Below are 20,770 nucleotides of genomic sequence, written 5' to 3'. Positions count from 1 at the left end.
TTCATTGAAATGATGTATAATAAAATGAAATATTTTTGCGGAGGGATAGGATTGTTTAAGATAATCAGAAGGAAACAGTTAAACGACAGCGTTGTGCTGATGGATATTGATGCTCCTTTTATTGCGAAAAAGGCTGATGCAGGTCAGTTTGTTATCGTAAGAGCAGATGAATACAGTGAAAGGATCCCACTTACTATCGCGGATTTTGACCGCGAAAAGGGAACAGTTACTATAATTTTCCAGACAATAGGCGGTTCTACCATGTCGCTTGCCGCACTCAAAGAGGGCGAAGCTATACGCGATGTCGTTGGACCTCTGGGTATGGCTACGGAGTATGAGCCTAATTTGAAGAAAGTCGCTGTTATCGGCGGCGGTGTTGGCTGTGCGATAGCTTATCCTCAGGCTAAGAAACTCCATAATATGGGTGTTGACGTTCAGCTTATCGCTGGTTTCAGAACCAAGGATATCATTATTCTTGAGGACGAAATGAAGTCTGAATCCACTGATCTGCACATCTGTACTGATGACGGTTCTTACGGATACCATGGATTTGTTACTGACAAACTGAAGGAACTTATCGACGCAGGTGCAAATTTCGATGAAGTTATCGCTATAGGTCCTGTTCCTATGATGAAATTCATCTGTAAAGTAACAGAGCCTTACAATATAAAGACTATTGTTTCTCTGAATCCCATCATGATCGATGGCACAGGAATGTGCGGCGGATGTCGTGTTAGGGTCGGCGGAGAGATAAAGTATGCCTGTGTTGACGGTCCTGATTTTGACGGTCACAAGGTTGATTTCAACGAGCTTGTAAGAAGAAATTCCACTTATAACGAGGCTGAGAAGCAGCACGTTTGCAGACTTATGGGAGGTGCGGCTAATGGCTGATATGAGATTGGACAAGGTTCCGATAGCTGAACAGGAGCCCGAAGTCAGGGCGAAGAACTTTAAGGAGGTAACACTGGGTTACTCTCTTGAAAAGGCTGTAAGAGAGGCTATGCGCTGCCTGAATTGTAAGAATAAGCCCTGCATGAGCGGATGTCCCGTTGGTGTAAGGATTCCCGAATTTATAGCTAAAGTCGCAGAGGGCGATATGGAAGCGGCTTATGAGATAATCAAGACTACAAACTCTCTGCCTGCTGTTTGCGGAAGAGTCTGTCCTCAGGAAAACCAGTGCGAGGGCAAGTGCGTAAGAGGTATAAAGGGCGAGCCTGTTGGTATCGGCAGACTGGAGCGTTTTGTAGCCGACTACATGAGAGGCAAGGAGCCCGAGGTTGTTCTGCCCGAGCCTAACGGCCATAAAGTCGCTATCATAGGCGCAGGTCCCAGCGGACTTACTGCGGCAGGTGATCTGGCTAAGCTTGGTTACGAAGTTACTGTATTTGAAGCTTTCCACACCGCAGGCGGAGTTCTGATGTACGGCATCCCCGAGTTCAGACTTCCCAAGACCATCGTTCAGCACGAGATCGACAATCTTACCAAGATGGGTGTTAAGATAATGACCAACATGGTCATTGGCAAGGTACTTTCCGTTGACGAACTCTTTGAGATGGGCTATGAGGCTGTATTCGTAGGTTCGGGTGCAGGTCTGCCCAGATTTATGGGTATCGACGGCGAGGGTCTGATCGGAGTTTATTCTGCTAATGAGTACCTGACACGTATCAACCTGATGAAGGCTTATAAGAAGGAATATGCTACTCCTATCATGAAGTCACAGAAAGTTGCAGTCGTAGGCGGCGGTAACGTTGCTATGGACGCTGCACGCTCTGCTCTGAGAATAGGCGCTAAGAAAGTATATGTCGTTTACAGACGTTCTCTTGACGAACTTCCTGCACGTAAGGAAGAGGTTCATCATGCTATGGAGGAGGGCGTTGAGTTCCTGACTCTCAATAATCCTGTTGAGCTGCTTGGCGATGACAACGGAAGAGTTCGTGCTATGGTTTGCCGCAAGATGGAACTGGGCGAACCCGACGAGAGCGGCAGAAGAAGTCCTGTGGCTGTTGAAGGTTCTGATTATGAGCTTGATGTTGATACAATTATCATGGCGATAGGTACATCTCCCAATCCGCTGATAAGGAACACTACTCCGGGTCTTGACGTTAACAAGCGCGGCTGTCTCATCGTTGATGACACCGAGGCTACCACCAAGAAGGGCGTATACGCCGGCGGTGACGCTGTTACAGGCGCCGCAACAGTTATACTCGCCATGGGTGCAGGCAAAAAGGCTGCGGCAGCTATCGACGCTTATATCAAGAATATCAGTGAAGAAGAGTAAACATTCTGTTAAATCACTTGATAAATTATCGGGATTCTGCTATAATCATTAGCAGTAATTTAAAAATCGGGAGGCAGTAAAATGAATCATGCATACTTAACTCTGATGTCTGCGGGCAGTACTTCCACAACAAGCGGATATCTTATCTCTTTTATACCAATAGTGCTGGTATTTGTATTTTTCTATTTCTTTATCATGAAGCCCCAGAAGAAGCAGGAAAAGGCTGACAGAGAAATGAGAGACAATGTTGATGTTGGTGACGAGATCATCACAAACGGCGGCATAATTGGCATCGTTACTCAGGTCAAGGAAGATAACGTTGTTATCGAAACAGGCGGCGACAGAAGCAAGATACGCATCATGAAATGGGCTATCGCTAAAGTCGTTACTGATGACGACGAGAATAGCAAAGACAAGGTTTGATAATATCTCAGCACCGTTTTAAAACGGTGCTGTTTTTTGTAATAAATCATTTTTGGCGGGAATATTATAGCATTAAAGATTAACCAAGGAGGTCGGCTGCTATGAGAAAGCACAGAAGTAATGCAAGGGGTCTGGGTATTGTCGCCGAACAGATTGTCGCGCTGACTGTAGCCGCCGGTGTTATACTGCTACTCGTTTGTGCGATGGCGTTTTTGCTTACAAAGATAGATGCGGGAAAAAGTGTTTTGTCTGCTATGTCCACCGGAGCGCTGGTCATCGGTGCATATTTCGGCGGATACACAGGTGGCAAAAGACGAAAACGCAACGGTCTTGCGGCGGGGGCACTGACAGGTCTGCTGATGTTTGTCTTCATACTGATAACAGGAAGTATTTTCGCAGGATATTCGGCACGGATAACATCTTTCGGAAAGCTGCTGCTTACGGTTGCAGCAGCTTCGATAGGTGGTGCTATTGGAGTAAATGTAAAAAGAGTTCCCTAGCTAATATGATTTGATATATTTAACAAATGTTTATATCATATTAAATTATAATTCATAAAATTCGTGTCATAATATGATATAATATCTGTAAATCGTATATGGAGGTATGATATTATGAAACATATCAAGACTATCAATAAGGCTAATCTGAAGAAGACTGCTGCTAAGGGCGGCTGCGGCAAGTGCCAGGCTTCCTGCCAGTCTGCATGTAAGACTTCCTGCACTGTTGCTAACCAGAAGTGCGAGAAGGACGCTTGATCCACAAGGACCGTTTTTAGGGAGCTTAAAAGAGCTCCCGATACAGCGGGCGAGCACAGGTCAACTCTACACGGTCTTGGCTGACCCGTAGGGCTGGGCTTTGGTCGTCCGTTATTTTTTAAGATTTGCGAGGGAAGAAAATGATCCATAAATATAAGCTGGCAGGCTATAATGTCCTGCTTGATGTCAACAGCGGCGGTGTCCATATCATAGATGATCTGACATATGATATCCTTGACAGCGTTGAGCCTACTTTTGCTGAGGAATGTCCTGCCGAGGTTTTAGCCAAGCTTTCCAGAAGTTATCCCGCAGAGGATATCAAAGAGTGCTATGAGGAGATAGTATCTCTCTATAAAGACAAGATTCTGTATTCCGAGGATGATTACGAGAAGTATGCGCTGGTAGCTGTGGCTTCACCCATCAAGGCTATGTGTCTGCATATTTCCCATGACTGTAACCTGAGATGCAAGTACTGTTTTGCTTCTACGGGTGATTTTGGTGTTGGCAGAAAGCTGATGGACCTGGAAACTGCCAAGCGTGCCATAGATTTTCTTATTGATAAATCCGGCGACAGAAAGTTCCTTGAAGTTGATTTCTTCGGCGGCGAGCCTTCGATGAATTTCGATGTTGTTATGCAGACTGTTGAATATGCTCGTTCCAGAGAAGCTGAAACAGGCAAGACCTTCAGATTCACCACTACTACCAACGGTATCCACCTTACCGATGAAATGATCGATTTCATCAATAAGGAGATGAACAATGTCGTACTGTCCATTGACGGCAGAAAAGAAGTAAACGACAGAGTGAGAGTTCGCGTAGACGGCTCAGGCAGCTATGATACCATTACTAAGAACTTCAAGCGCCTTGTGGACAAGCGTCCCAAGGACAGCGACTGGTACGTTCGCGGCACTTACACCAAGTACAATCTTGATTTCTCCAATGATGTTATGCATCTGTATGATCTGGGATTCGATCAGATATCCGTTGAGCCTGTTATGGCTGATCCCAAGGAGCCATATGCTATCACCGAGGCTGATCTGCCTCGTATATTCAAAGAGTATGAAGTGCTTTCCGAAAAGATCGCTAAGATCAGATCGGAAGGAAAGTTCATCAATTTCTTCCACTTCATGCTTGACCTTGATCAGGGTCCCTGTGCTATCAAGAGACTTCGCGGCTGCGGATGCGGCAACGAGTACTGCTCTGTCACACCCGATGGAGATATCTACCCATGCCACCAGTTCGTAGGTGTTGAGGAATACAAGATGGGCAACCTTTATGACGGCAGTTTCAACCTTGAAATGAAGGACGAGTTCGCTAAAGCACACGTTTATAACAAGCCCGAATGTAAGAAGTGCTGGGCGAAATTCTATTGCAGCGGCGGATGCAATGCCAACAACTACATTTATCAGGGCGATATACACGCAGCACACAAGCTTTCCTGTCAGATACAGAAGAAACGTCTTGAAGTTGCTATCCTGATGAAGGCAGTTCAGCTGCTTGATGATGCGGAATAATGTTTGATTACAGAGAGCTACTTGAGCTGTTTGATGTTACCGAGCCTATGGGCTGGAGCGAGGAAGTAATATCTGCGCTGAAAGCCGAATATGGAAGTCTCCCTGCTGCGCTGGAGTATTATTACAGACAGTGCGCAGGCTGTGATGTGCTTGCATCGAATCCCGCAGGTGATTATCTTATGCCTGCCGAGAAAGTCGGTATGTATAAGGCTCAGGGATACTATGTTTTCTTTTCTGAAAACCAGAGCGTATCCTTCTGGGGAATAAAGCTTGAGGATATGGACAAGCCCGACCCGCCTGTTTACGAGAGTTATGACCGCGGAGAATGGTTTCTTACGGGAGACAGCCTTTCAAAATTCCTTATCTCCGAGGGTTATCTTTGTGCAGTGACAAGCGGTCTTGAATATGCAACTGAGGATTATCTTGAAGCTGACGAAGAACAGGCTGAAAGTATCAGCAGTAAATTTGAGCATATCGAGTATGCGGACAGCGGGATATATCAGGGAGCTCAGTTCTACCGCATCAATGAAGATTCATATCTGGCTCTTATGCCCGACAGTTGCGGAAGCCTTGTGATGTTCGCATCAAAAAGCGAAGAAGGTTTCAATGCCGCAGAAAAAGCGGTTCTGCCTTTACTTGATATTGACCCCGAGGAGGACTAAGATGAAAAATATTGCAGATTATTATCCCTCAAAATACTGTGCTGACGGTATAAAATGCGTAGCTGCGGGTGTATATGAATACGAGGGGCTGTACTTTACCAGCATTTCCTTTGAACAGGAGCCCGAGTATGGCGAGCACGAAGATGCAAGCGATATCTCACAGCACCCGCTGGAGGATATTCTGAATAAATTCGGCGTTTACGTGCAAGATTATTTTGAGTACGATATCTATTACGGTTCAAAGCAGTGTCATCTTGAATTCGCTTCCACTGAGATAGAGAATATCAAAGCGCTGAGGACTATCCTTGGCAGACACGTTTACTGCGATACAGATGGAAATCTCGTTATTGAATAACATAAGATTTTTCTGATAAACTATAAGTTTTATAAGCACTTTCGCTTTGCGGAGGTGCTTTTGCTTTTTGTAGATACCATGGAAAGAAAAAATTTACTTATACAGAGGGGATAAGCGGGCCGGGTAAGCACTTTTAATGTTGACAAATTTTCCGAAAAGATATATAATAATACAGTATGTTGCAGAATGACCAGCAGTGGCTTTCAGTGCTGAAAAATAACGGTCATGACTTGCAGTATCTATGCTTATGCTTGAAATGAGGTTAATGATGTCAGAATTATATGTTTCCGATGTCGGTAAATATGAAGCTGCCCGCAGGCTAGCTGAATGGGCTCAGAAATACCGTTCCGACAACGGTCATGCACCGATGGCTTTTTTACATTCCTACGGCTGTCAACAGAATGTCAGCGATGGTGAAAAGATAAAAGGTATGCTTGCGAAAGTCGGTTATGGATTTACCGATGATACGGATAATGCTCAGCTTATCCTGCTGAATACTTGTGCTGTCCGCGAAAATGCCGAGGACAGAGTGTTCGGCAATATCGGAAATTTTAAAAAGCTTAAAGAGAGCAGGAAAGACCTGATAATAGGTATCTGCGGCTGCATGGCTCAGCAGAAGCACGTAGCTGACAAGATAAAGGAATCTTACCGACAGGTAGATATGGTCTTCGGAACTTTTGCTTATAATGAACTGTATTCAATGCTTTGGGAAGTTATCTCGAAGCACCGCCGTCTTTTCAATCAGTCGGAGGTCTGCACCGAGATAGACGAGGGAATGACTCAGCTGCGTGATGACAAGTTCAGGGCTTTTGTACCGATAATGTATGGCTGCAACAATTTCTGTACCTACTGCATAGTTCCCTATGTACGCGGCAGAGAGCGAAGCAGGAAGCCCGAGGCTGTGCTTGCGGAGGTAAAAAGCCTTGTGGAACAGGGCTATAAAGAGATAACTCTGCTGGGACAGAACGTTAACTCTTACGCATACGGTTTTCCGCAGCTTTTAAGGGATATCGATGCAATAGAAGGGAAGTTCCGCATACGCTTCATGTCCAGTCACCCCAAGGATGCTACCAAGGAATTGATAGATACGATAATCGACAGCAGACATATCTGCAAGCATCTGCATCTTCCTGTTCAGGCGGGAAGTGACAGAGTGCTCAAAGCCATGAACCGTCGCTACACTGTGGAAAAGTACATGGAAATGATAGATTACGCCCGTGGATGTATGCCAGATTTCTCGTTCACCACCGACCTTATAGTAGGTTTTCCGGGGGAGAGCTATGAGGAATTCTGTCAGACAAAGGAACTCATCAAGCGGGTGAAGTACGACAACATTTATTCCTTCGTCTATTCAAGACGTTCTGGAACTCCAGCCGCTGAGATGGAAGATAATATCTCGGATAAGCAGAAAGGTCTGTGGCTGAGGGAGCTTCTTCTCGAACAGAGGGAGATCACTTCCGAATGGTTCGGCAGATTTGTTGGCAAGACCGTGGAAGTTCTCGTTGATGGCGAGGGCAGAACAGGCGAAGGATGGCTAACGGGCAAGAATGATGAGAATATCATTGTTGAGTTTCCCGCAGATAAAAAGTATATAGGTGAATTCGTCAGCGTGCGCATAACCAAGGCTATGAACTGGGCGCTTGAGGGCGAACCGGTCACTGAATAATATAGTTTAAGGAGTAGTAAAAATGAACGTTATAGAACTTACAAGACAGCTTGGAAAAGCTATTCAGGAAGATGAAAGATACAAGAAGTACGAGGCAGCATGCGCACTGAACGATACCGATACCGAGATCCAGAACGAGATCGGCAAGTTCAACCAGATGCGTCAGGATCTCAGCGTTGAAATGAGAAAGCCCGATAAGGATGCTGACAGACTCACAACTCTCGATCACGATATCAAGGAGCTTTATGAGAAGATCATGGCTATGCCCAAGATGATCGAGTACAACGAGGCTAAGGCTGATATCGATGCACTGATGAAGAGCGTTTATTATATCCTTCAGCAGGCAGCAAACGGTGAAGACCCTGAGACTTGCCCTGCACAGGCACCTTCAGGCTGTACAGGAAGCTGCTCTACTTGCGGCGGCTGCGGCTAATACTTGATATTATCTATATAAATAGAACGGAGCGGGCAGAAGTGACACTTAAAGAGATAGATGAATCAAAGCTTACACCCATGATGAAACAGTATCTGGCGGTGAAAAAGAAGTACAAGAACCACATTCTTTTCTACCGTCTGGGTGATTTTTATGAAATGTTTTTTGACGATGCACTGATTGTTTCAAAGGAACTGGAGCTTACCCTTACAGGCAGAGACTGCGGTCTTGAGGAGCGCGCACCTATGTGTGGCGTGCCTTTCCATGCCTGTGATGTTTATCTTAAAAAGCTGATAGAAAAAGGTCACATGGTGGCGATATGTGAGCAGACAAAAGACCCCTCGGAATGTCAGGGTCTGGTCCCGCGTGATGTCATCCGTGTGGTCACTCCCGGTACGCTTATCGAAAGCAGTATGCTGGACGAATCTTCAAACAATTATCTCTGTGCGTTTTATATGCAGTCAAAAGAGGCGGCACTTTGTCTGGCTGATATCTCCACAGGTGAAGTTCATCTTTTTGACTTTACCGGCAAGGACACAGCCAACAGCGCTATAAACGAGCTTTCAAGATTTTCGCCATCGGAGATACTGATAAATGATGCTATCCTTTCCAATAGAGAGATATCAGCTTTTATCCGAGAGAAAATAAAGACCAGCGTTCAGCTTCTTGAAGATGCTGACTTCGATCCCGCTAATCATACGGACGAAGTTCTCACACAGTTTTCGGTAAACAGCCTTGATTCACTTGGACTTAAAGCAGACAGTCTTTGCGCCTATGCAGTATGCGGACTTTTCGCTTATATCCATGAGACACAGAAAGCACTGGTAGGAAGATTCTCTGAGATAACCCGCCACGATGCCGACCCCATAATGACCATAGGTTTTACTGCCCGCAGAAATCTGGAACTTACAGAGACACTGCGAAACAAGCAGAAAAAGGGCTCTCTTCTCTGGGTCATCAGCAATACAAAGACTTCAATGGGCAACCGTATGCTGAAATCCTGGCTTGAACAGCCCCTTATCAATCCCGCGAAGATAATCGACCGACTGAACGCTGTTGAACAGCTTGTCCGTGACCCTGTATCTCTCGGAGAGATACGCGAAGTGCTGAGCGGTGTTTACGACCTTGAGCGTCTTATGACGAGAGTAATGTACCGTTCTGCAAGCCCACGCGACCTCAAGTCACTTTCACTTACAGCGCTGAAACTTCCGGAGCTGAAAAGACTTCTTTCAGCATTTGACGGTAAGCTTATAAAGGACTGCACTGGAAGGATATCCACTCTTGACGCGGTATCGAATCTCGTTGAAAATGCCATTGTAGACGAACCTCCTGCAAATGTCAAGGACGGCGGTGTTATCCGTGAGGGATTCAACGAACAGCTTGACGGTCTTAGAAATATCATTTCGGGCGGAAAAGGTCTGATTGATGATATTGCCGAGCGTGAAAAGGAAAAGACAGGCATCAAAAACCTGAAAATAGGCTATAACAGGGTATTCGGATATTATATCGAGGTCACAAAATCCTACTACGACCTGATACCCGATCATTATATCAGAAAGCAGACTCTTGCCAACTGCGAGAGATTCATAACAGATGAGCTGAAAGTCGCCGAGAATACCATTCTCGGTGCAAGCGATAAGATACTTACCCTCGAACAGGAGATCTTCGGCGAGGTAAGAGAGTTTATCGCCACTCAGTTGAGACTTGTTCAGGAAACTGCCACAGCTGTAGCTGAGATAGATGTTCTCTGTTCTTACGCTACTGCGGCTATCAAGAACAATTATACCAAGCCCGAGATCGCTATTGACGGAATCATCAATATCAAAAACGGCAGACACCCTGTAGTTGAACTGATGCAGCAGGACGAAGTTTTTGTTCCTAACGACACCTATCTTGATCTGACTGGCAACCGCATGGCTGTCATAACAGGTCCGAATATGTCAGGTAAATCCACATATATGCGTCAGGTGGCGCTGATAACCCTTATGGCGCAGATAGGCTGTTTCGTACCTGCGGACTATGCAAAGATATCTGTAGTTGACCAGATTTTCACGAGAATTGGTGCTTCTGATGACCTTACCGCAGGACAATCGACCTTTATGGTTGAAATGAGCGAGGTTGCCGATATCGTAAAGCACGCTACAAAGAACAGCCTTGTCATTCTTGATGAGGTTGGCAGAGGTACTTCTACTTTTGACGGAATCGCCATAGCTCGCGCTGTATCGGAATTTATCTCAACTTCCCGCTCTCTGGGCTGCAAGACCCTTTTTGCTACACATTATCACGAGCTTATTGCCCTTGAAGACGAACTCGACGGTGTGAAGAATTATTCCGTTGCGGTAAAGCGTCAGGGGGACAATATAAAGTTCCTGCGTAAGATAGTAAAGGGTGGAGCAGATGAGAGCTTTGGTATAGAAGTTGCCAAGCTTGCGGGTCTGCCCAATAAGATAATCGGCAGAGCAAAATCGCTCCTTGGCGAAATGGAAGCCGAATCAATAAAAGCAAAAGCCGCCGTTGCAGAAAGCGACAGCGGACAGATATCCTTCGACAGGATAAGTGACAGCATAGTTACCGACAAACTTCGTAAAACCAACATCGATGAGATGAACGATGAAGAACTCAGGGAGTTTGTAAAAGATCTGCTGAGGTACGTCTGATACCGAACGAAAAAACTTTGAAGTTATTATAAAGATCACATAGAACAGGAATTAAAAATGTCAGAGATAAGAGTTTTGAGCAAGGAAGTTTCCGAGCTTATCGCCGCGGGTGAGGTCATCGACAGACCCGCCTCGGTGATAAAGGAACTTCTTGAAAATGCCATCGATGCAGGCGCAACAGTCATAACCGTTGAGATAAAAAACGGCGGCAGGACTTATATGAGAGTGACCGACAACGGCAAGGGCATAGCCCCAGAAGATCTGCCCACGGCCTTTCTTCGTCATGCCACAAGTAAGATCTCTCAGAAAGATGACCTTGACCGTATAATGACCCTTGGTTTCAGAGGTGAAGCACTTGCGTCGATATGTGCGGTGGCAAAAGTTGATGTGCTTACAAAACGCCGCGATGACAGCTACGGAACTCATTATTCCATCGAAGGTGCAGTAGAAAAAACAAGCGAGCAGTGCGGTTGTCCTGATGGTACAACATTCGTTGTCAGGGATATTTTCTACAACGTTCCTGCAAGACTGAAATTCCTGAAAAAGGACAGTTCCGAAGCTAACCATGTTGCTGACCTAGTAACAAAGCTGACCCTTTCACATCCTGATGTTTCATTCAAACTTATCCGAGATAACAAAGCCGAGATAATCACCGCGGGGGACGGCAAGATATATTCTGCAGTTTATTCCGTTTACGGCAGAGAATTCGCAAACAGCCTTATCGAAGTCGACTACACATGGCAGGGAATACACGTTTACGGTTATACTGTTAAGCCACTTTCAGCCAAGCCGAACCGCAAGTTTCAGAACTTTTTCGTAAACAGCAGATTTGTAAGGTCAAAAGCCTGCGCAGCTGCCATCGAAGAAGCCTACCGCAACAATATTATGGTTGGCAAATTTCCCGCCTGCGTGCTTTATATCGATGTCCCGCCCAACACCATTGACGTTAACGTTCACCCTACAAAGATAGAGGTTCGTTTTTCTGATGAAAAACTGATACATGAAGCTGTTTTTTTTGCGGTCAAGAATTGTCTTATGGAAAAGGACGAGCCTAACGAGCTGAAACTTGAAAACCGCAGAAATTTTACCGATCACGAGCTTTATGATTTTCCTCCCGAGGACAAGAGCGTACAGCTTGAATTTGCTGTTGAGGAAGAAACTCTTCCCGATGCTGACAAGGTTTTGCAGGAGATAACTGAACAGCCTGTACAGAAGCCTGTTCAGGTGCAGTCAGTTCCCGAACCTGTAGCAGCAAAAGATATACCTCTCCCGGAACCGCCGGAGCCCAAACCTTATCAACCGAAGATAACAAAGGTTGAGAATATCCCCATAAATGAAGAAGCAAGGAAATCGGGTGAAGACCTTTTCCTTGCCAGTCTTGAACAGCCTGTTCCTCAGCCGGAGCCTAAAAAGCCCGAAAGGATAACTGTCGAGGAGATAAATAAGGTACTTCAGGATATCCCAATCCCGGAAGCCCCCGAAGAGGAGAAAAAAGATGACAGCTTCCACTTTATAAATGACAGAAGCTTTATCCGTTCCGTGGTTCAGGAAGTCAAAAAAGAACCGGAAAAGCCAAAGCCTATAGTCATCGGCGAGCTTTTCAGAACTTATGTTGTCGCTCAGGTCGGTGATGAGATGCTGCTGATGGATAAGCACGCCGCCCACGAGAGATATATTTTTGAAAAGATAAAAGGTGATCTCAGCGAGCTTGAGACCCAGATGCTTCTTGAACCTGTGATGGTCATGCTTTCATATGAGGAATTCGATGCGCTGGCAGCGAATGTGGATAAACTGGGCAGACTGGGATTTGAAGTTGAGCCAGATGTTGCACCGACGGTAGCAGTCAAAGGCGTACCGATAATCCTGGGAGATTCTGAAAATCCCACAGATATTATCACCGAGCTTGCAAGGAATTTTATTCAATGCAGAAACGACCCACAGCTGGAGATCTTCGATGATCTTTATCATTCCATTGCCTGCAAGGCGGCAATAAAAGCAAATGACAACAACAGCACTATCGAGCTTCAGGCTTTGCTGAATGCCGTCTACGGAAACGAAAATATCAGATATTGCCCACATGGCAGACCTGTGCTGATAACCCTAAGCAAAAAGGATATCGAAAAGCAGTTCAGAAGACTTGTATGACAAATATACTATTATAATATATAGAGAGGTGAGCGCATGGATAAAAACAAAATACCGCTTCTTGTCGTAGCAGGACCTACTGCTTCAGGTAAGACAGCACTTGCCGTTGAAATGGCAAAGCTTTATAACGGCGAGGTAATATCCGCTGATTCCATGCAGATATACAAGGGTCTGAACATTGCTACCGCTAAGCCCACCGCTGAAGAGATGCAGGGGATACCTCATCATCTGATAGATTTTCTTGAACCTGATGAACCTTTCAGTGTGGCGGATTATGTTTCATTGGCAGGGCAGAAGATAAGAGAAGTCAGGGAAAGGGGAAAACTTCCCATAATATGTGGCGGAACCGGTTTGTATATAAGTTCGCTGGTGGATAATATCATATTCGATGATACGGGAAGTGACCCTGCTATCCGCGCAAAACTTGAAAAACAAGCAAAAGAAGAAGGCACACATGCTCTCTGGCTGAAGCTTAAAGAGATAGATCCCGAAACTGCGAATAAAGTTCACGAGAACAATCTTCCGAGAGTCATCAGAGGAATTGAAGTCTTTGAGCTTACAGGCATGAAGCTTTCTGAGCATAAGATCAACAGCAGGAGAGAAGAATCTCCATATAAAGCTTGTATCATTGGCCTTACTGCCGAAAACAGACAGTACCTCTATGACCGCATAGAAAAAAGAGTGCGTATAATGGCAGAAAACGGAATGGTTGAAGAATGCAGGGAAGTATGGCAGAAAGGCGGTTTAGCCACAGCGGGACAAGCGATAGGCTATAAGGAACTCGTGCCATACTTTGAGGGTCAAGCCGAACTGGAGGTTTGTCTTGACAAAATAATTCTTGAAACAAGGCATTATGCTAAAAGACAGCTCACCTGGTTTAGGCGAGTTGCTGATATTTCGTGGGTGAAAATTGATAATTTTGACGAATCGAAAAAAATAATTGAAAATGTTCAAAATATAGTAGCCAAATCCGAAATAATGTGTTATAATATAGTGTGATGTATAATAAAATGCATCTTTATGTTTTGAATGCCGCCGTTGTTTTCTTTTGTGGCGTTCGTATGGTATGGTGAGCGTATTTCTGCACACCCTATTTCAGACACACGAAGATAAAGAGAAGGAGTGTTTATTGTGAATAAGAATATCAATCTTCAGGACGTTTTTCTGAATCAGGCAAGAAAGGAACAGGTGATGGTCAAGTTCATTCTGATGAACGGCTATCAGTTTAAGGGTATAGTAAAGGCTTTCGACAGCTATGTAGTATTTCTCGATTGCGAGGGCAAGCAGAACGTTGTGTACAAGCACGCGATATCTACAATAGTTCCCGACCGTTCCATCAATATCCTTGACGCAGCAAAAAACGAACATACAGAAGGATAAGGAAGTAATGCACAGATGAATTCATTGACCGTAAAAATACTTGCGGCTCTGGTTTCACTTTTGATGCTGACCACCATATGCACTCAGGTCTACTATTTCCTGCACGATAAGCACGATACCGAAGAAGCGGTGCTTGCCACTGTAAATGAGGATATCGTCTTCGACGGCATAATAGTCAGGGACGAGAGCGTGGTAACTTATAACGGCAGTGGAATACTTGATTATAAGTATCCCGATGGCAGTAAAGTCTCGGTGAATAATACTATTGCTGAGGTATATCCCTCGGAAAAAGCGATATATGCTAAGGACAGGATAGCTGAGATAGATGCCGAAATAGAACAGCTTGAAAAAGCTCAGGATCCCGCAACTACCAATTATGCTGAACCCGATGCACTTATATCGGGAGTTAAGAACGGGTATAACGATCTTCTCGAAGCGGTGGAAAACAGGGAGCTTGACAGGATACCCGATATTAGATCAAGGATAGCACTGAACAGCAATATGTACAGCGTGATAACAGGTACCGAAGCAGGATTTTCCGAGGCTATCGATACGCTTAAATCCGAGCGGAACAGCCTTATTGATTTGGCAAGCGAGCCCGATGATGTTATAAAATCCGACAGGACAGGATATTTTGTATCCTATGCAGACGGCTACGAAGATTCGCTCAAGACCTCCGATGTAAGCAATCTGAGTGAAAGTGATATCCGTGATGTCATAAAAGGTGGTAAATCCGCGCCTGCCAATGCGATAGGCAAGACCTTTGACAGCTACAACTGTAAAATTGTCGGCATTGTTAAGGCAGATTCAAGGATAACTGATGATGCTGAGGTATCACTTAAACTGAATTCTTCCAGAACAGTATATAACTGCCAGGTGGATTCAGTTAAATCCAGCGGCGACAACATGATCGTTGTGCTGGACTGTGACAGAGTTGATCAGACTCTTGTGGATTCCAGGGTTCTTTCCGCAAAGCTTATTTTTGACGAATATCAGGGCATCAAAGTACCCAGAAGCGCTCTCAGGTTCCAGGGGGACGAAAAGGGAGTTTACGTGATACTGGGCAAGGATATCTCCTTCAAGAAGATCAAGGTCATCTATGAGGGCGACGATTTCGTTCTTTCGGAGAATACTTCTGATGAAGATTATCTGTTGCTTTATGATCAAATTCTGCTAGAGGTGGTATCAAATAAAGATGTGTCAGTCAACAGCGAGACCGATGGGGACACAGTTTCCTCAGAATGAGTTCGGTGAAGTATTGGAAAACTACAAGCGAATTTGTGATAATGTGGAAAATGCAAGAGCCAAGTACCGCAGCAGTGATGAAAAGATAGACATTATGGCTGTGACAAAGACTGTTGCGCCCGAAAAGATCAATTTCGCAATAGAGCAGGGTATAACTCTGCTGGGTGAGAACAGAGTACAGGAATATCTTTCAAAAAAAGATAGCTATATCAAAACGGCGCAGGTGCATATGATAGGTCGCCTGCAGACAAATAAGGTCAAATATATTATCAACGAAGTCGCTATGATACAGTCGGTTGACAGTATCAAGCTCGCAAAAGAGATAAACAGACTCGCCATAAAGAATGGCAGGACTATGGATGTTCTGCTTGAGATAAATATCGGCGACGAAGCGAGCAAGAGCGGCGTTGCGGCAGAGGGTCTGGATGAGCTCATCTATGAGACCGCACAGCTTGAAAATGTCCGCATCAAAGGACTTATGGCTATCCCGCCCGCAGGCTGCGGTGAGGATATGTTCGACCGTATGCACAGTATCTTTCTACGTGTAAAGGAAAGATCTGTGCCCAACGTTTCCATGGAGATACTCTCAATGGGAATGTCCGGAGATTATGAGCTTGCGATAAAGCACGGCTCAAACCTCGTTCGTATAGGTACCGCACTGTTCGGTGCCAGAAATTATTTGGAGGGTTAGAAAATGGGCATATTAAAAGGTTTTACAAATCTTTTTATAGGTGAAGACGATTCCGACGAAGTTGATTTCGGACAGGATTTCGGTTCGCCTAAGAGCAGCAAAGGTTCATCAGCAAAAGACGGCTTCTTTGATGATAATGATTTCAGCGGTTCAAAATCCAAGTCAGGCGCACGTTCAAAAGAGAATGATGTCTTCACAGAAAGACCCTTCACTTTTGAAGAGAGCTTTACAAGATCCAAGACCGGGAGCGAGTCCTCATTCAGTACAGGGACAAGCTCAGCAAACAGATATGAGGGGGAGCACACTATGAGCTTTGATCAGACAACTACTTTACAGATCGTACTTGCCAGACCTGTCGATTTCTCCGAAGTCAGGAGCATCGGCGATGATATAAATGCGTACAAAACGGTAATACTCAATCTCGAGATGGTAAAGAGCGACGACGCTAAGAGAATACTTGATTTTCTTTCCGGTGTTGCTTACGCAAACAAGGCTCAGATAAAGATGATGGCACAGAAGACTTTTGCCATCATGTCAAAAAATGTAAAGTTCGACGGCAAAGATCTGCTGACTGAGCTTGAAAATAACGGTTACAGCTTCTGATGAAGCTTAGGAATTTTTCATTCCTGAACGACCCGAGCGATGACGATAAGCGCCTGCTTTCCACTTTCCTTGACTGGACGGAAATGGCAGAGGAAAAGTACATAACAAAGTATTCTGCATTTCTCGATGAAAGGCAGTGCAGGCTTTGTGAGAAAGTCATGGCTTCGGTAAAATACGAAAATTACTTGCTGTGGGGCGGATATGAAAACGCCGAGAGGAAAATGCTCTGCGTATATCCGCAGTACAGCGATGAAAATATCATTGGATCATACCCGATGCAGGCGGTGACATTCAGATTTCGGCCCGAGGACAAGCTGAGCCACAGAGATTTTCTTGGTTCGCTTATGGCTTTGGGCATTACTCGCGGCTGTGTCGGTGATATCCTGGTTAACAGCGGTTCTGCTTCGGTGTTTGTTAAAGATACTGTCGCTTTGGATGTTCTTGGGATATCAAAGATCGGCAGAGTTGGCGTCAAGCCCGAAGAGGGTTTTGATGCGAAGTCTGTTAAAGAACCCGAATTTCGGGAAATAACGGGTACAGTTGCTTCGCTAAGACTGGACAGCGTGCTGTCACTTGCACTTAGGATTTCGCGTGAAAAGGCTTCCGCACTGATAAAAGGCGGAATGGTCGAAATATCTCACGAAAAAACAGATCAGCCAAGCAGAACTGTTGAACCGGGGGACAAGATCTCCGCAAGAGGTCACGGAAAGTTCCTGCTAAGATCCGTTGACGGTGTAAGTCATAAGGACAGAATTCATATCACTATTTGTAAATATATTTAGGAGGACATAATAATGATGACAGCAAAAAGTATCAAAAGCGCTGCTTTTGAATCTGAAAAAAATGGTTACAGCCCGGCACAAGTAGACAGATTTCTGGCTGAGGTAGCTAAAGAATTCGCAGCACTTGAAGCAGAAAATGCCGACAGCGAAGCTAAGATATCCAAGCTGGTAGAAAAAGTAAGCGAATATAAAGAAGACGAGGACGCTATCAAGGGTGCTCTTCTTTCTGCACAGAAGGAAGCTGCCAAGATAATCAACGATGCGAAGAACAAAGCAGCTGCTATCGTTGACAGTGCTAAGAGCGAGCAGAGAAAGCTGGCTGAGCAGTCCGCAGCAGAGTGCGAGAAGATCGTAAGAGAGCACAAGGAAAGATGTGCTGCACTCATCAAAGAGAACACCGAGATCACCGAGCAGAAGATCAATGCTCTCAGAGATGCTTATGACGAGGAGAAAGCAGCTTATGACGAGCTGAGAGCAGAGGTTACCTACTTCAAGTCCGAGCTCACTTCTCTCTATCAGGAGCAGATCAAGCTTGTTATGCAGTTGCCTACCCTCACTGACGAGGAACTTGATGCTTACGAGAACGGTGAAGGCGAATATTACGACGATGAAGAGTATGAGGACGTAAGTGAAATGACTGAAGGTTTCGGTGACGAGCCCGTTCAGGAACAGCCAGTTCAGCAGCCCGCACCTGTTCAGCAGGCAGCTCCCACTGCATCCACAGCAGAGCTTGACAAGGTACTGAACACAGGCTCTTTTGACCCCGTAATACACAAGCCCAATCCCGAAGATCTCCAGTTCGGCAAAAAGAACGGTTAATAGGTCTATGAAGGCTCTGTTTTTGCAGGGCCTTTTGATGGTTTAAAATACTCTCGGAGGGCAGGTGTGAAATGTTCGCACTTTCACTTTTGCTGGCGGCATTTCTGATCATTACAGATCAGGTGCTTAAAGCAGTTGTAAATAATAAGATCGAACTTGGCAAAGTAATTGAAGTTATCAAGTTCGGTGATGCAAAGATATTCAGCTTGACACATATCAGAAATTCAGGCGCGGCATGGAGCATGATGTCCGGAAAGACCTGGTTTCTGGTTTCACTGCCTATAATCGTGTGCATCGCAGGAATATTTTATATGTACAAGATTCGTAAAGGCAGTAAGCTTGAAATAGTATCGGTTTCAATGATAATCGCGGGCGGTGTAGGCAATCTCATAGACAGGGTTAGGATGCATGAGGTCATTGACTACATCAAATTTGAGCCCATTGATTTCCCGATATTTAATTTTGCAGACATCTGTATAGTGCTGGGAGCCATAGCTTTCTGTCTCTCTATAGTTATTTCAGATGTCAAAAAGAGTAAATCAGATAAACTTGACAAGAAAAAGGTAGAAGCAGATGCCTGATCGTTTTGAATTTACCGCAGGAACTGAAAATATCGGCGAAAGGATAGATAAAACTCTGTCCGAACAGCTGCCTGATATGTCGCGGTCAGCACTGCAAAAACTTGTGTCAGAGGGCTGTGTTCTTGTAAATGGCAAAGCTGTCAGTAAGAACTACAAGATGAAAAACGGTGATAACGTCACAGTTGATATCCCTGAGCCCGAAGAACTAAAAGCCGAACCACAGGATATCCCGATAGATATCGTTTATGAGGACGACTCGCTGTTAGTTGTGAATAAGCCTCAGGGAATGGTAGTCCATCCCGCGGCAGGAAATCCCGATGGCACTCTCGTAAATGCGCTGATGTACCACTGCAAAGGCAGATTGTCATCTATCAATGGCGTTGTCCGCCCGGGTATCGTCCACAGGATAGATAAATTCACAAGCGGTCTGCTGATGGTAGCTAAGACCGATAAAGCACATAATTTTCTTGCCGAACAGATCAAAGACCACAGCTTCACCCGCGAATACAATGCCATATGCGTTGGCAGGTTCAAAGACTTGACAGGTACTGTCAATGAACCAATAGGCAGAAGCAAGTTCGACCGCAAGAAAATGTGCGTCACTTATCAGAACTGCAAGGAAGCTGTCACTCATTATGAAGTTCTCGAAGACCTGGGGCAGTATTCACTGGTGAAATTTAAGCTTGAAACAGGGCGTACACATCAGATAAGGGTTCATTCCGCCTTTATCGGACATCCCGTACTTGGTGACGATGTCTACGGTAAAGCATATAAAGGACTTGCAGGTCAGTGTCTTCACGCTAAAAAGCTGGGATTCATTCATCCCGAAAGCGGTGAGTATATGGAGTTCGACAGCGACTTGCCCGAATATTTTGTCAAAGTGCTTGATAAGCTAAGGAAAGGATAACATTTTTAATGTTTGAAGATATAAACAAGGTATTGCTGATAACAGATATGGACGGCACATTTCTTCCGTCAAGTAAAATACCGGGACAGCGAAGCATTGAAGCAATAGCAGATTTTCAGCGTAAAGGCGGGAAATTCTCTATTGCCACAGGCAGAGCTATCCAGGCGGCACAGCAGTATTTTGAATCTTTCAGTGTCAATTGTCCCATAATCATGAGCAACGGCGGAATGGTCTATGACCTTGACCGCAAGAAGCAGATACATGATGTTTTCGTACCCGATTTCACCAGGGATATCGTCTCAGAGATACTCAGAGATAATCCCGATGTTGGGTGTGAAGTACTTACACTTGACGCTGTATATGTTCCTCAGATGACCCCGCTGGAAGCGAAACACAATGTCATCTGTAAGGTAAAACCCGTTCTGTGCGGGGTTGATGAAATGCCTGGCGATTGGTACAAAGTGCTCTTCGCCATTGAACCCGAAAAGATGGAAAGACTTATGGATTACGTAGATAAACGCGGCTGGACAGGCGTAGACTTTGTCAGAAGCGCTCCCGAGTATTATGAGATCCTTCCGCAGAATATCTCGAAGGGTTCGGCGCTTGAAAAAATGCGGTCGCTCTGCGGCATGGAGGATTACACCTTCGTTGCTATGGGCGATTACAATAATGATATTGAAATGCTCCAGGCTGCCGATGTGGCAATATGTCCTTCAAACGCAGTAGAGGAAGTCAAGAAGGTCTGCGACCTTGTGCTTGATGTTTCCTGCGAAGAGGACGCTGTTGCAGCGGCACTTGAGTATATATACGGACGTCTGGGTGTATGACTGCAAGGCAGGGAAGCCGCGTGTATGTGAAGCCATGTGTGCTC

At 45.1% G+C, this 20,770-nt stretch carries 22 protein-coding genes; all 22 read left to right on the top strand.

Going from position 1 to position 20,770, the window contains the following annotated elements:
• Window positions 1-51: 51 nt before the first annotated feature.
• Window positions 52-891 (top strand): sulfide/dihydroorotate dehydrogenase-like FAD/NAD-binding protein, encoded by an 840-nt coding sequence (locus tag BM265_RS02530; protein ID WP_074959899.1) that lies wholly within the window; start codon window positions 52-54, stop codon window positions 889-891.
• Window positions 884-2,278, top strand: a complete 1,395-nt coding sequence (gene gltA / locus BM265_RS02525; protein ID WP_074959898.1) for an NADPH-dependent glutamate synthase — start codon at window positions 884-886, stop codon at window positions 2,276-2,278. The genes BM265_RS02530 and gltA overlap by 8 nt, the downstream gene beginning before the upstream one ends.
• Window positions 2,279-2,359: 81 nt before the next feature.
• Entirely contained in the window at window positions 2,360-2,701 is a 342-nt protein-coding gene (gene yajC / locus BM265_RS02520) for a preprotein translocase subunit YajC (protein WP_074959897.1), read from the top strand.
• Window positions 2,702-2,802: 101 nt separating this feature from the next.
• Window positions 2,803-3,201 carry a TIGR04086 family membrane protein gene (locus BM265_RS02515; RefSeq protein WP_074959896.1) on the top strand — a complete coding sequence of 133 codons (399 nt, stop codon included), beginning with the start codon at window positions 2,803-2,805 and terminating at the stop codon, window positions 3,199-3,201.
• A gap of 114 nt (window positions 3,202-3,315) precedes the next feature.
• Window positions 3,316-3,459: a six-cysteine ranthipeptide SCIFF gene (scfA, locus tag BM265_RS02510; RefSeq protein ID WP_074828246.1), complete on the top strand. Its 144-nt coding sequence runs from the start codon at window positions 3,316-3,318 to the stop codon at window positions 3,457-3,459.
• Between the two features lie 140 nt (window positions 3,460-3,599).
• Window positions 3,600-4,973 carry a thioether cross-link-forming SCIFF peptide maturase gene (scfB, locus tag BM265_RS02505; RefSeq protein ID WP_074959895.1) on the top strand — a complete coding sequence of 458 codons (1,374 nt, stop codon included), beginning with the start codon at window positions 3,600-3,602 and terminating at the stop codon, window positions 4,971-4,973.
• Entirely contained in the window at window positions 4,973-5,635 is a 663-nt protein-coding gene (locus BM265_RS02500; RefSeq protein WP_074959894.1) for a hypothetical protein, read from the top strand. The genes scfB and BM265_RS02500 overlap by 1 nt, the downstream gene beginning before the upstream one ends.
• A gap of 1 nt (window position 5,636) precedes the next feature.
• Window positions 5,637-5,990, top strand: coding sequence for a hypothetical protein (locus tag BM265_RS02495; RefSeq protein WP_074959893.1), 354 nt, complete (start codon window positions 5,637-5,639; stop codon window positions 5,988-5,990).
• Window positions 5,991-6,258: 268 nt separating this feature from the next.
• Window positions 6,259-7,656 (top strand): tRNA (N6-isopentenyl adenosine(37)-C2)-methylthiotransferase MiaB, encoded by a 1,398-nt coding sequence (gene miaB, locus BM265_RS02490; protein WP_074959892.1) that lies wholly within the window; start codon window positions 6,259-6,261, stop codon window positions 7,654-7,656.
• A gap of 22 nt (window positions 7,657-7,678) precedes the next feature.
• Window positions 7,679-8,089 carry a YlbF/YmcA family competence regulator gene (locus BM265_RS02485; RefSeq protein ID WP_074828232.1) on the top strand — a complete coding sequence of 137 codons (411 nt, stop codon included), beginning with the start codon at window positions 7,679-7,681 and terminating at the stop codon, window positions 8,087-8,089.
• Between the two features lie 41 nt (window positions 8,090-8,130).
• Window positions 8,131-10,746, top strand: a complete 2,616-nt coding sequence (gene mutS, locus BM265_RS02480; protein ID WP_074959891.1) for a DNA mismatch repair protein MutS — start codon at window positions 8,131-8,133, stop codon at window positions 10,744-10,746.
• 57 nt (window positions 10,747-10,803) lie between these two features.
• The gene (gene mutL, locus BM265_RS02475; protein ID WP_074959890.1) at window positions 10,804-12,891 is read left to right on the top strand and encodes a DNA mismatch repair endonuclease MutL; all 2,088 of its coding nucleotides are present in this window, start codon (window positions 10,804-10,806) and stop codon (window positions 12,889-12,891) included.
• Between the two features lie 36 nt (window positions 12,892-12,927).
• The gene (gene miaA / locus BM265_RS02470; protein ID WP_074959889.1) at window positions 12,928-13,890 is read left to right on the top strand and encodes a tRNA (adenosine(37)-N6)-dimethylallyltransferase MiaA; all 963 of its coding nucleotides are present in this window, start codon (window positions 12,928-12,930) and stop codon (window positions 13,888-13,890) included.
• Window positions 13,891-14,022: 132 nt separating this feature from the next.
• Window positions 14,023-14,271 (top strand): RNA chaperone Hfq, encoded by a 249-nt coding sequence (hfq, locus tag BM265_RS02465; RefSeq protein WP_013498645.1) that lies wholly within the window; start codon window positions 14,023-14,025, stop codon window positions 14,269-14,271.
• A 15-nt stretch (window positions 14,272-14,286) separates the two neighbouring features.
• A complete protein-coding gene (locus BM265_RS02460) occupies window positions 14,287-15,516 on the top strand; it encodes a biotin/lipoyl attachment domain-containing protein (RefSeq protein WP_074959888.1) in 1,230 nt (409 codons plus the stop codon).
• Window positions 15,491-16,207 (top strand): YggS family pyridoxal phosphate-dependent enzyme, encoded by a 717-nt coding sequence (locus BM265_RS02455; protein ID WP_242940752.1) that lies wholly within the window; start codon window positions 15,491-15,493, stop codon window positions 16,205-16,207. The genes BM265_RS02460 and BM265_RS02455 overlap by 26 nt, the downstream gene beginning before the upstream one ends.
• A 3-nt stretch (window positions 16,208-16,210) precedes the next feature.
• Window positions 16,211-16,810 carry a cell division protein SepF gene (locus tag BM265_RS02450; RefSeq protein ID WP_074959886.1) on the top strand — a complete coding sequence of 200 codons (600 nt, stop codon included), beginning with the start codon at window positions 16,211-16,213 and terminating at the stop codon, window positions 16,808-16,810.
• Window positions 16,810-17,592, top strand: coding sequence for a YlmH family RNA-binding protein (locus BM265_RS02445; protein ID WP_074959885.1), 783 nt, complete (start codon window positions 16,810-16,812; stop codon window positions 17,590-17,592). The genes BM265_RS02450 and BM265_RS02445 overlap by 1 nt, the downstream gene beginning before the upstream one ends.
• Window positions 17,593-17,604: 12 nt before the next feature.
• Complete coding sequence (locus BM265_RS02440; protein ID WP_074959884.1) at window positions 17,605-18,411, top strand: DivIVA domain-containing protein; 807 nt, start codon at window positions 17,605-17,607, stop codon at window positions 18,409-18,411.
• Between the two features lie 71 nt (window positions 18,412-18,482).
• Window positions 18,483-18,992 (top strand): signal peptidase II, encoded by a 510-nt coding sequence (lspA, locus tag BM265_RS02435; RefSeq protein WP_074959883.1) that lies wholly within the window; start codon window positions 18,483-18,485, stop codon window positions 18,990-18,992.
• On the top strand, window positions 18,985-19,899 hold the full coding sequence (locus BM265_RS02430; protein WP_074959882.1) for an RluA family pseudouridine synthase: 915 nt from the start codon (window positions 18,985-18,987) through the stop codon (window positions 19,897-19,899). Before lspA ends, BM265_RS02430 begins: the two co-directional genes overlap by 8 nt.
• An 8-nt stretch (window positions 19,900-19,907) precedes the next feature.
• Window positions 19,908-20,726, top strand: coding sequence for a Cof-type HAD-IIB family hydrolase (locus tag BM265_RS02425; RefSeq protein WP_074959881.1), 819 nt, complete (start codon window positions 19,908-19,910; stop codon window positions 20,724-20,726).
• The last annotated feature ends 44 nt before the right edge of the window (window positions 20,727-20,770 follow it).

The organism is Hominimerdicola alba (assembly GCF_900112155.1).
GTDB classification, from domain to species: domain Bacteria; phylum Bacillota; class Clostridia; order Oscillospirales; family Ruminococcaceae; genus Hominimerdicola; species Hominimerdicola alba_D.
This window is presented reverse-complemented; position numbering and strand designations above follow the sequence as displayed.

What these genes read in the sequence shown, in the direction of transcription:
- gltA (WP_074959898.1), top strand. Translation starts at nt 884, where the DNA reads ATGGCTGATATGAGATTGGACAAGGTTCCGATAGCTGAACAGGAGCCC.
- BM265_RS02485 (WP_074828232.1), top strand. Translation starts at nt 7,679, where the DNA reads ATGAACGTTATAGAACTTACAAGACAGCTTGGAAAAGCTATTCAGGAA.
- BM265_RS02450 (WP_074959886.1), top strand. Translation starts at nt 16,211, where the DNA reads ATGGGCATATTAAAAGGTTTTACAAATCTTTTTATAGGTGAAGACGAT.
- BM265_RS02425 (WP_074959881.1), top strand. Translation starts at nt 19,908, where the DNA reads ATGTTTGAAGATATAAACAAGGTATTGCTGATAACAGATATGGACGGC.
- BM265_RS02455 (WP_242940752.1), top strand. Translation starts at nt 15,491, where the DNA reads ATGGGGACACAGTTTCCTCAGAATGAGTTCGGTGAAGTATTGGAAAAC.
- BM265_RS02440 (WP_074959884.1), top strand. Translation starts at nt 17,605, where the DNA reads ATGATGACAGCAAAAAGTATCAAAAGCGCTGCTTTTGAATCTGAAAAA.
- lspA (WP_074959883.1), top strand. Translation starts at nt 18,483, where the DNA reads ATGTTCGCACTTTCACTTTTGCTGGCGGCATTTCTGATCATTACAGAT.
- BM265_RS02460 (WP_074959888.1), top strand. Translation starts at nt 14,287, where the DNA reads ATGAATTCATTGACCGTAAAAATACTTGCGGCTCTGGTTTCACTTTTG.
- scfB (WP_074959895.1), top strand. Translation starts at nt 3,600, where the DNA reads ATGATCCATAAATATAAGCTGGCAGGCTATAATGTCCTGCTTGATGTC.
- mutL (WP_074959890.1), top strand. Translation starts at nt 10,804, where the DNA reads ATGTCAGAGATAAGAGTTTTGAGCAAGGAAGTTTCCGAGCTTATCGCC.
- BM265_RS02430 (WP_074959882.1), top strand. Translation starts at nt 18,985, where the DNA reads ATGCCTGATCGTTTTGAATTTACCGCAGGAACTGAAAATATCGGCGAA.
- BM265_RS02500 (WP_074959894.1), top strand. Translation starts at nt 4,973, where the DNA reads ATGTTTGATTACAGAGAGCTACTTGAGCTGTTTGATGTTACCGAGCCT.
- scfA (WP_074828246.1), top strand. Translation starts at nt 3,316, where the DNA reads ATGAAACATATCAAGACTATCAATAAGGCTAATCTGAAGAAGACTGCT.
- BM265_RS02445 (WP_074959885.1), top strand. Translation starts at nt 16,810, where the DNA reads ATGAAGCTTAGGAATTTTTCATTCCTGAACGACCCGAGCGATGACGAT.
- BM265_RS02515 (WP_074959896.1), top strand. Translation starts at nt 2,803, where the DNA reads ATGAGAAAGCACAGAAGTAATGCAAGGGGTCTGGGTATTGTCGCCGAA.
- BM265_RS02495 (WP_074959893.1), top strand. Translation starts at nt 5,637, where the DNA reads ATGAAAAATATTGCAGATTATTATCCCTCAAAATACTGTGCTGACGGT.
- miaB (WP_074959892.1), top strand. Translation starts at nt 6,259, where the DNA reads ATGTCAGAATTATATGTTTCCGATGTCGGTAAATATGAAGCTGCCCGC.
- miaA (WP_074959889.1), top strand. Translation starts at nt 12,928, where the DNA reads ATGGATAAAAACAAAATACCGCTTCTTGTCGTAGCAGGACCTACTGCT.
- yajC (WP_074959897.1), top strand. Translation starts at nt 2,360, where the DNA reads ATGAATCATGCATACTTAACTCTGATGTCTGCGGGCAGTACTTCCACA.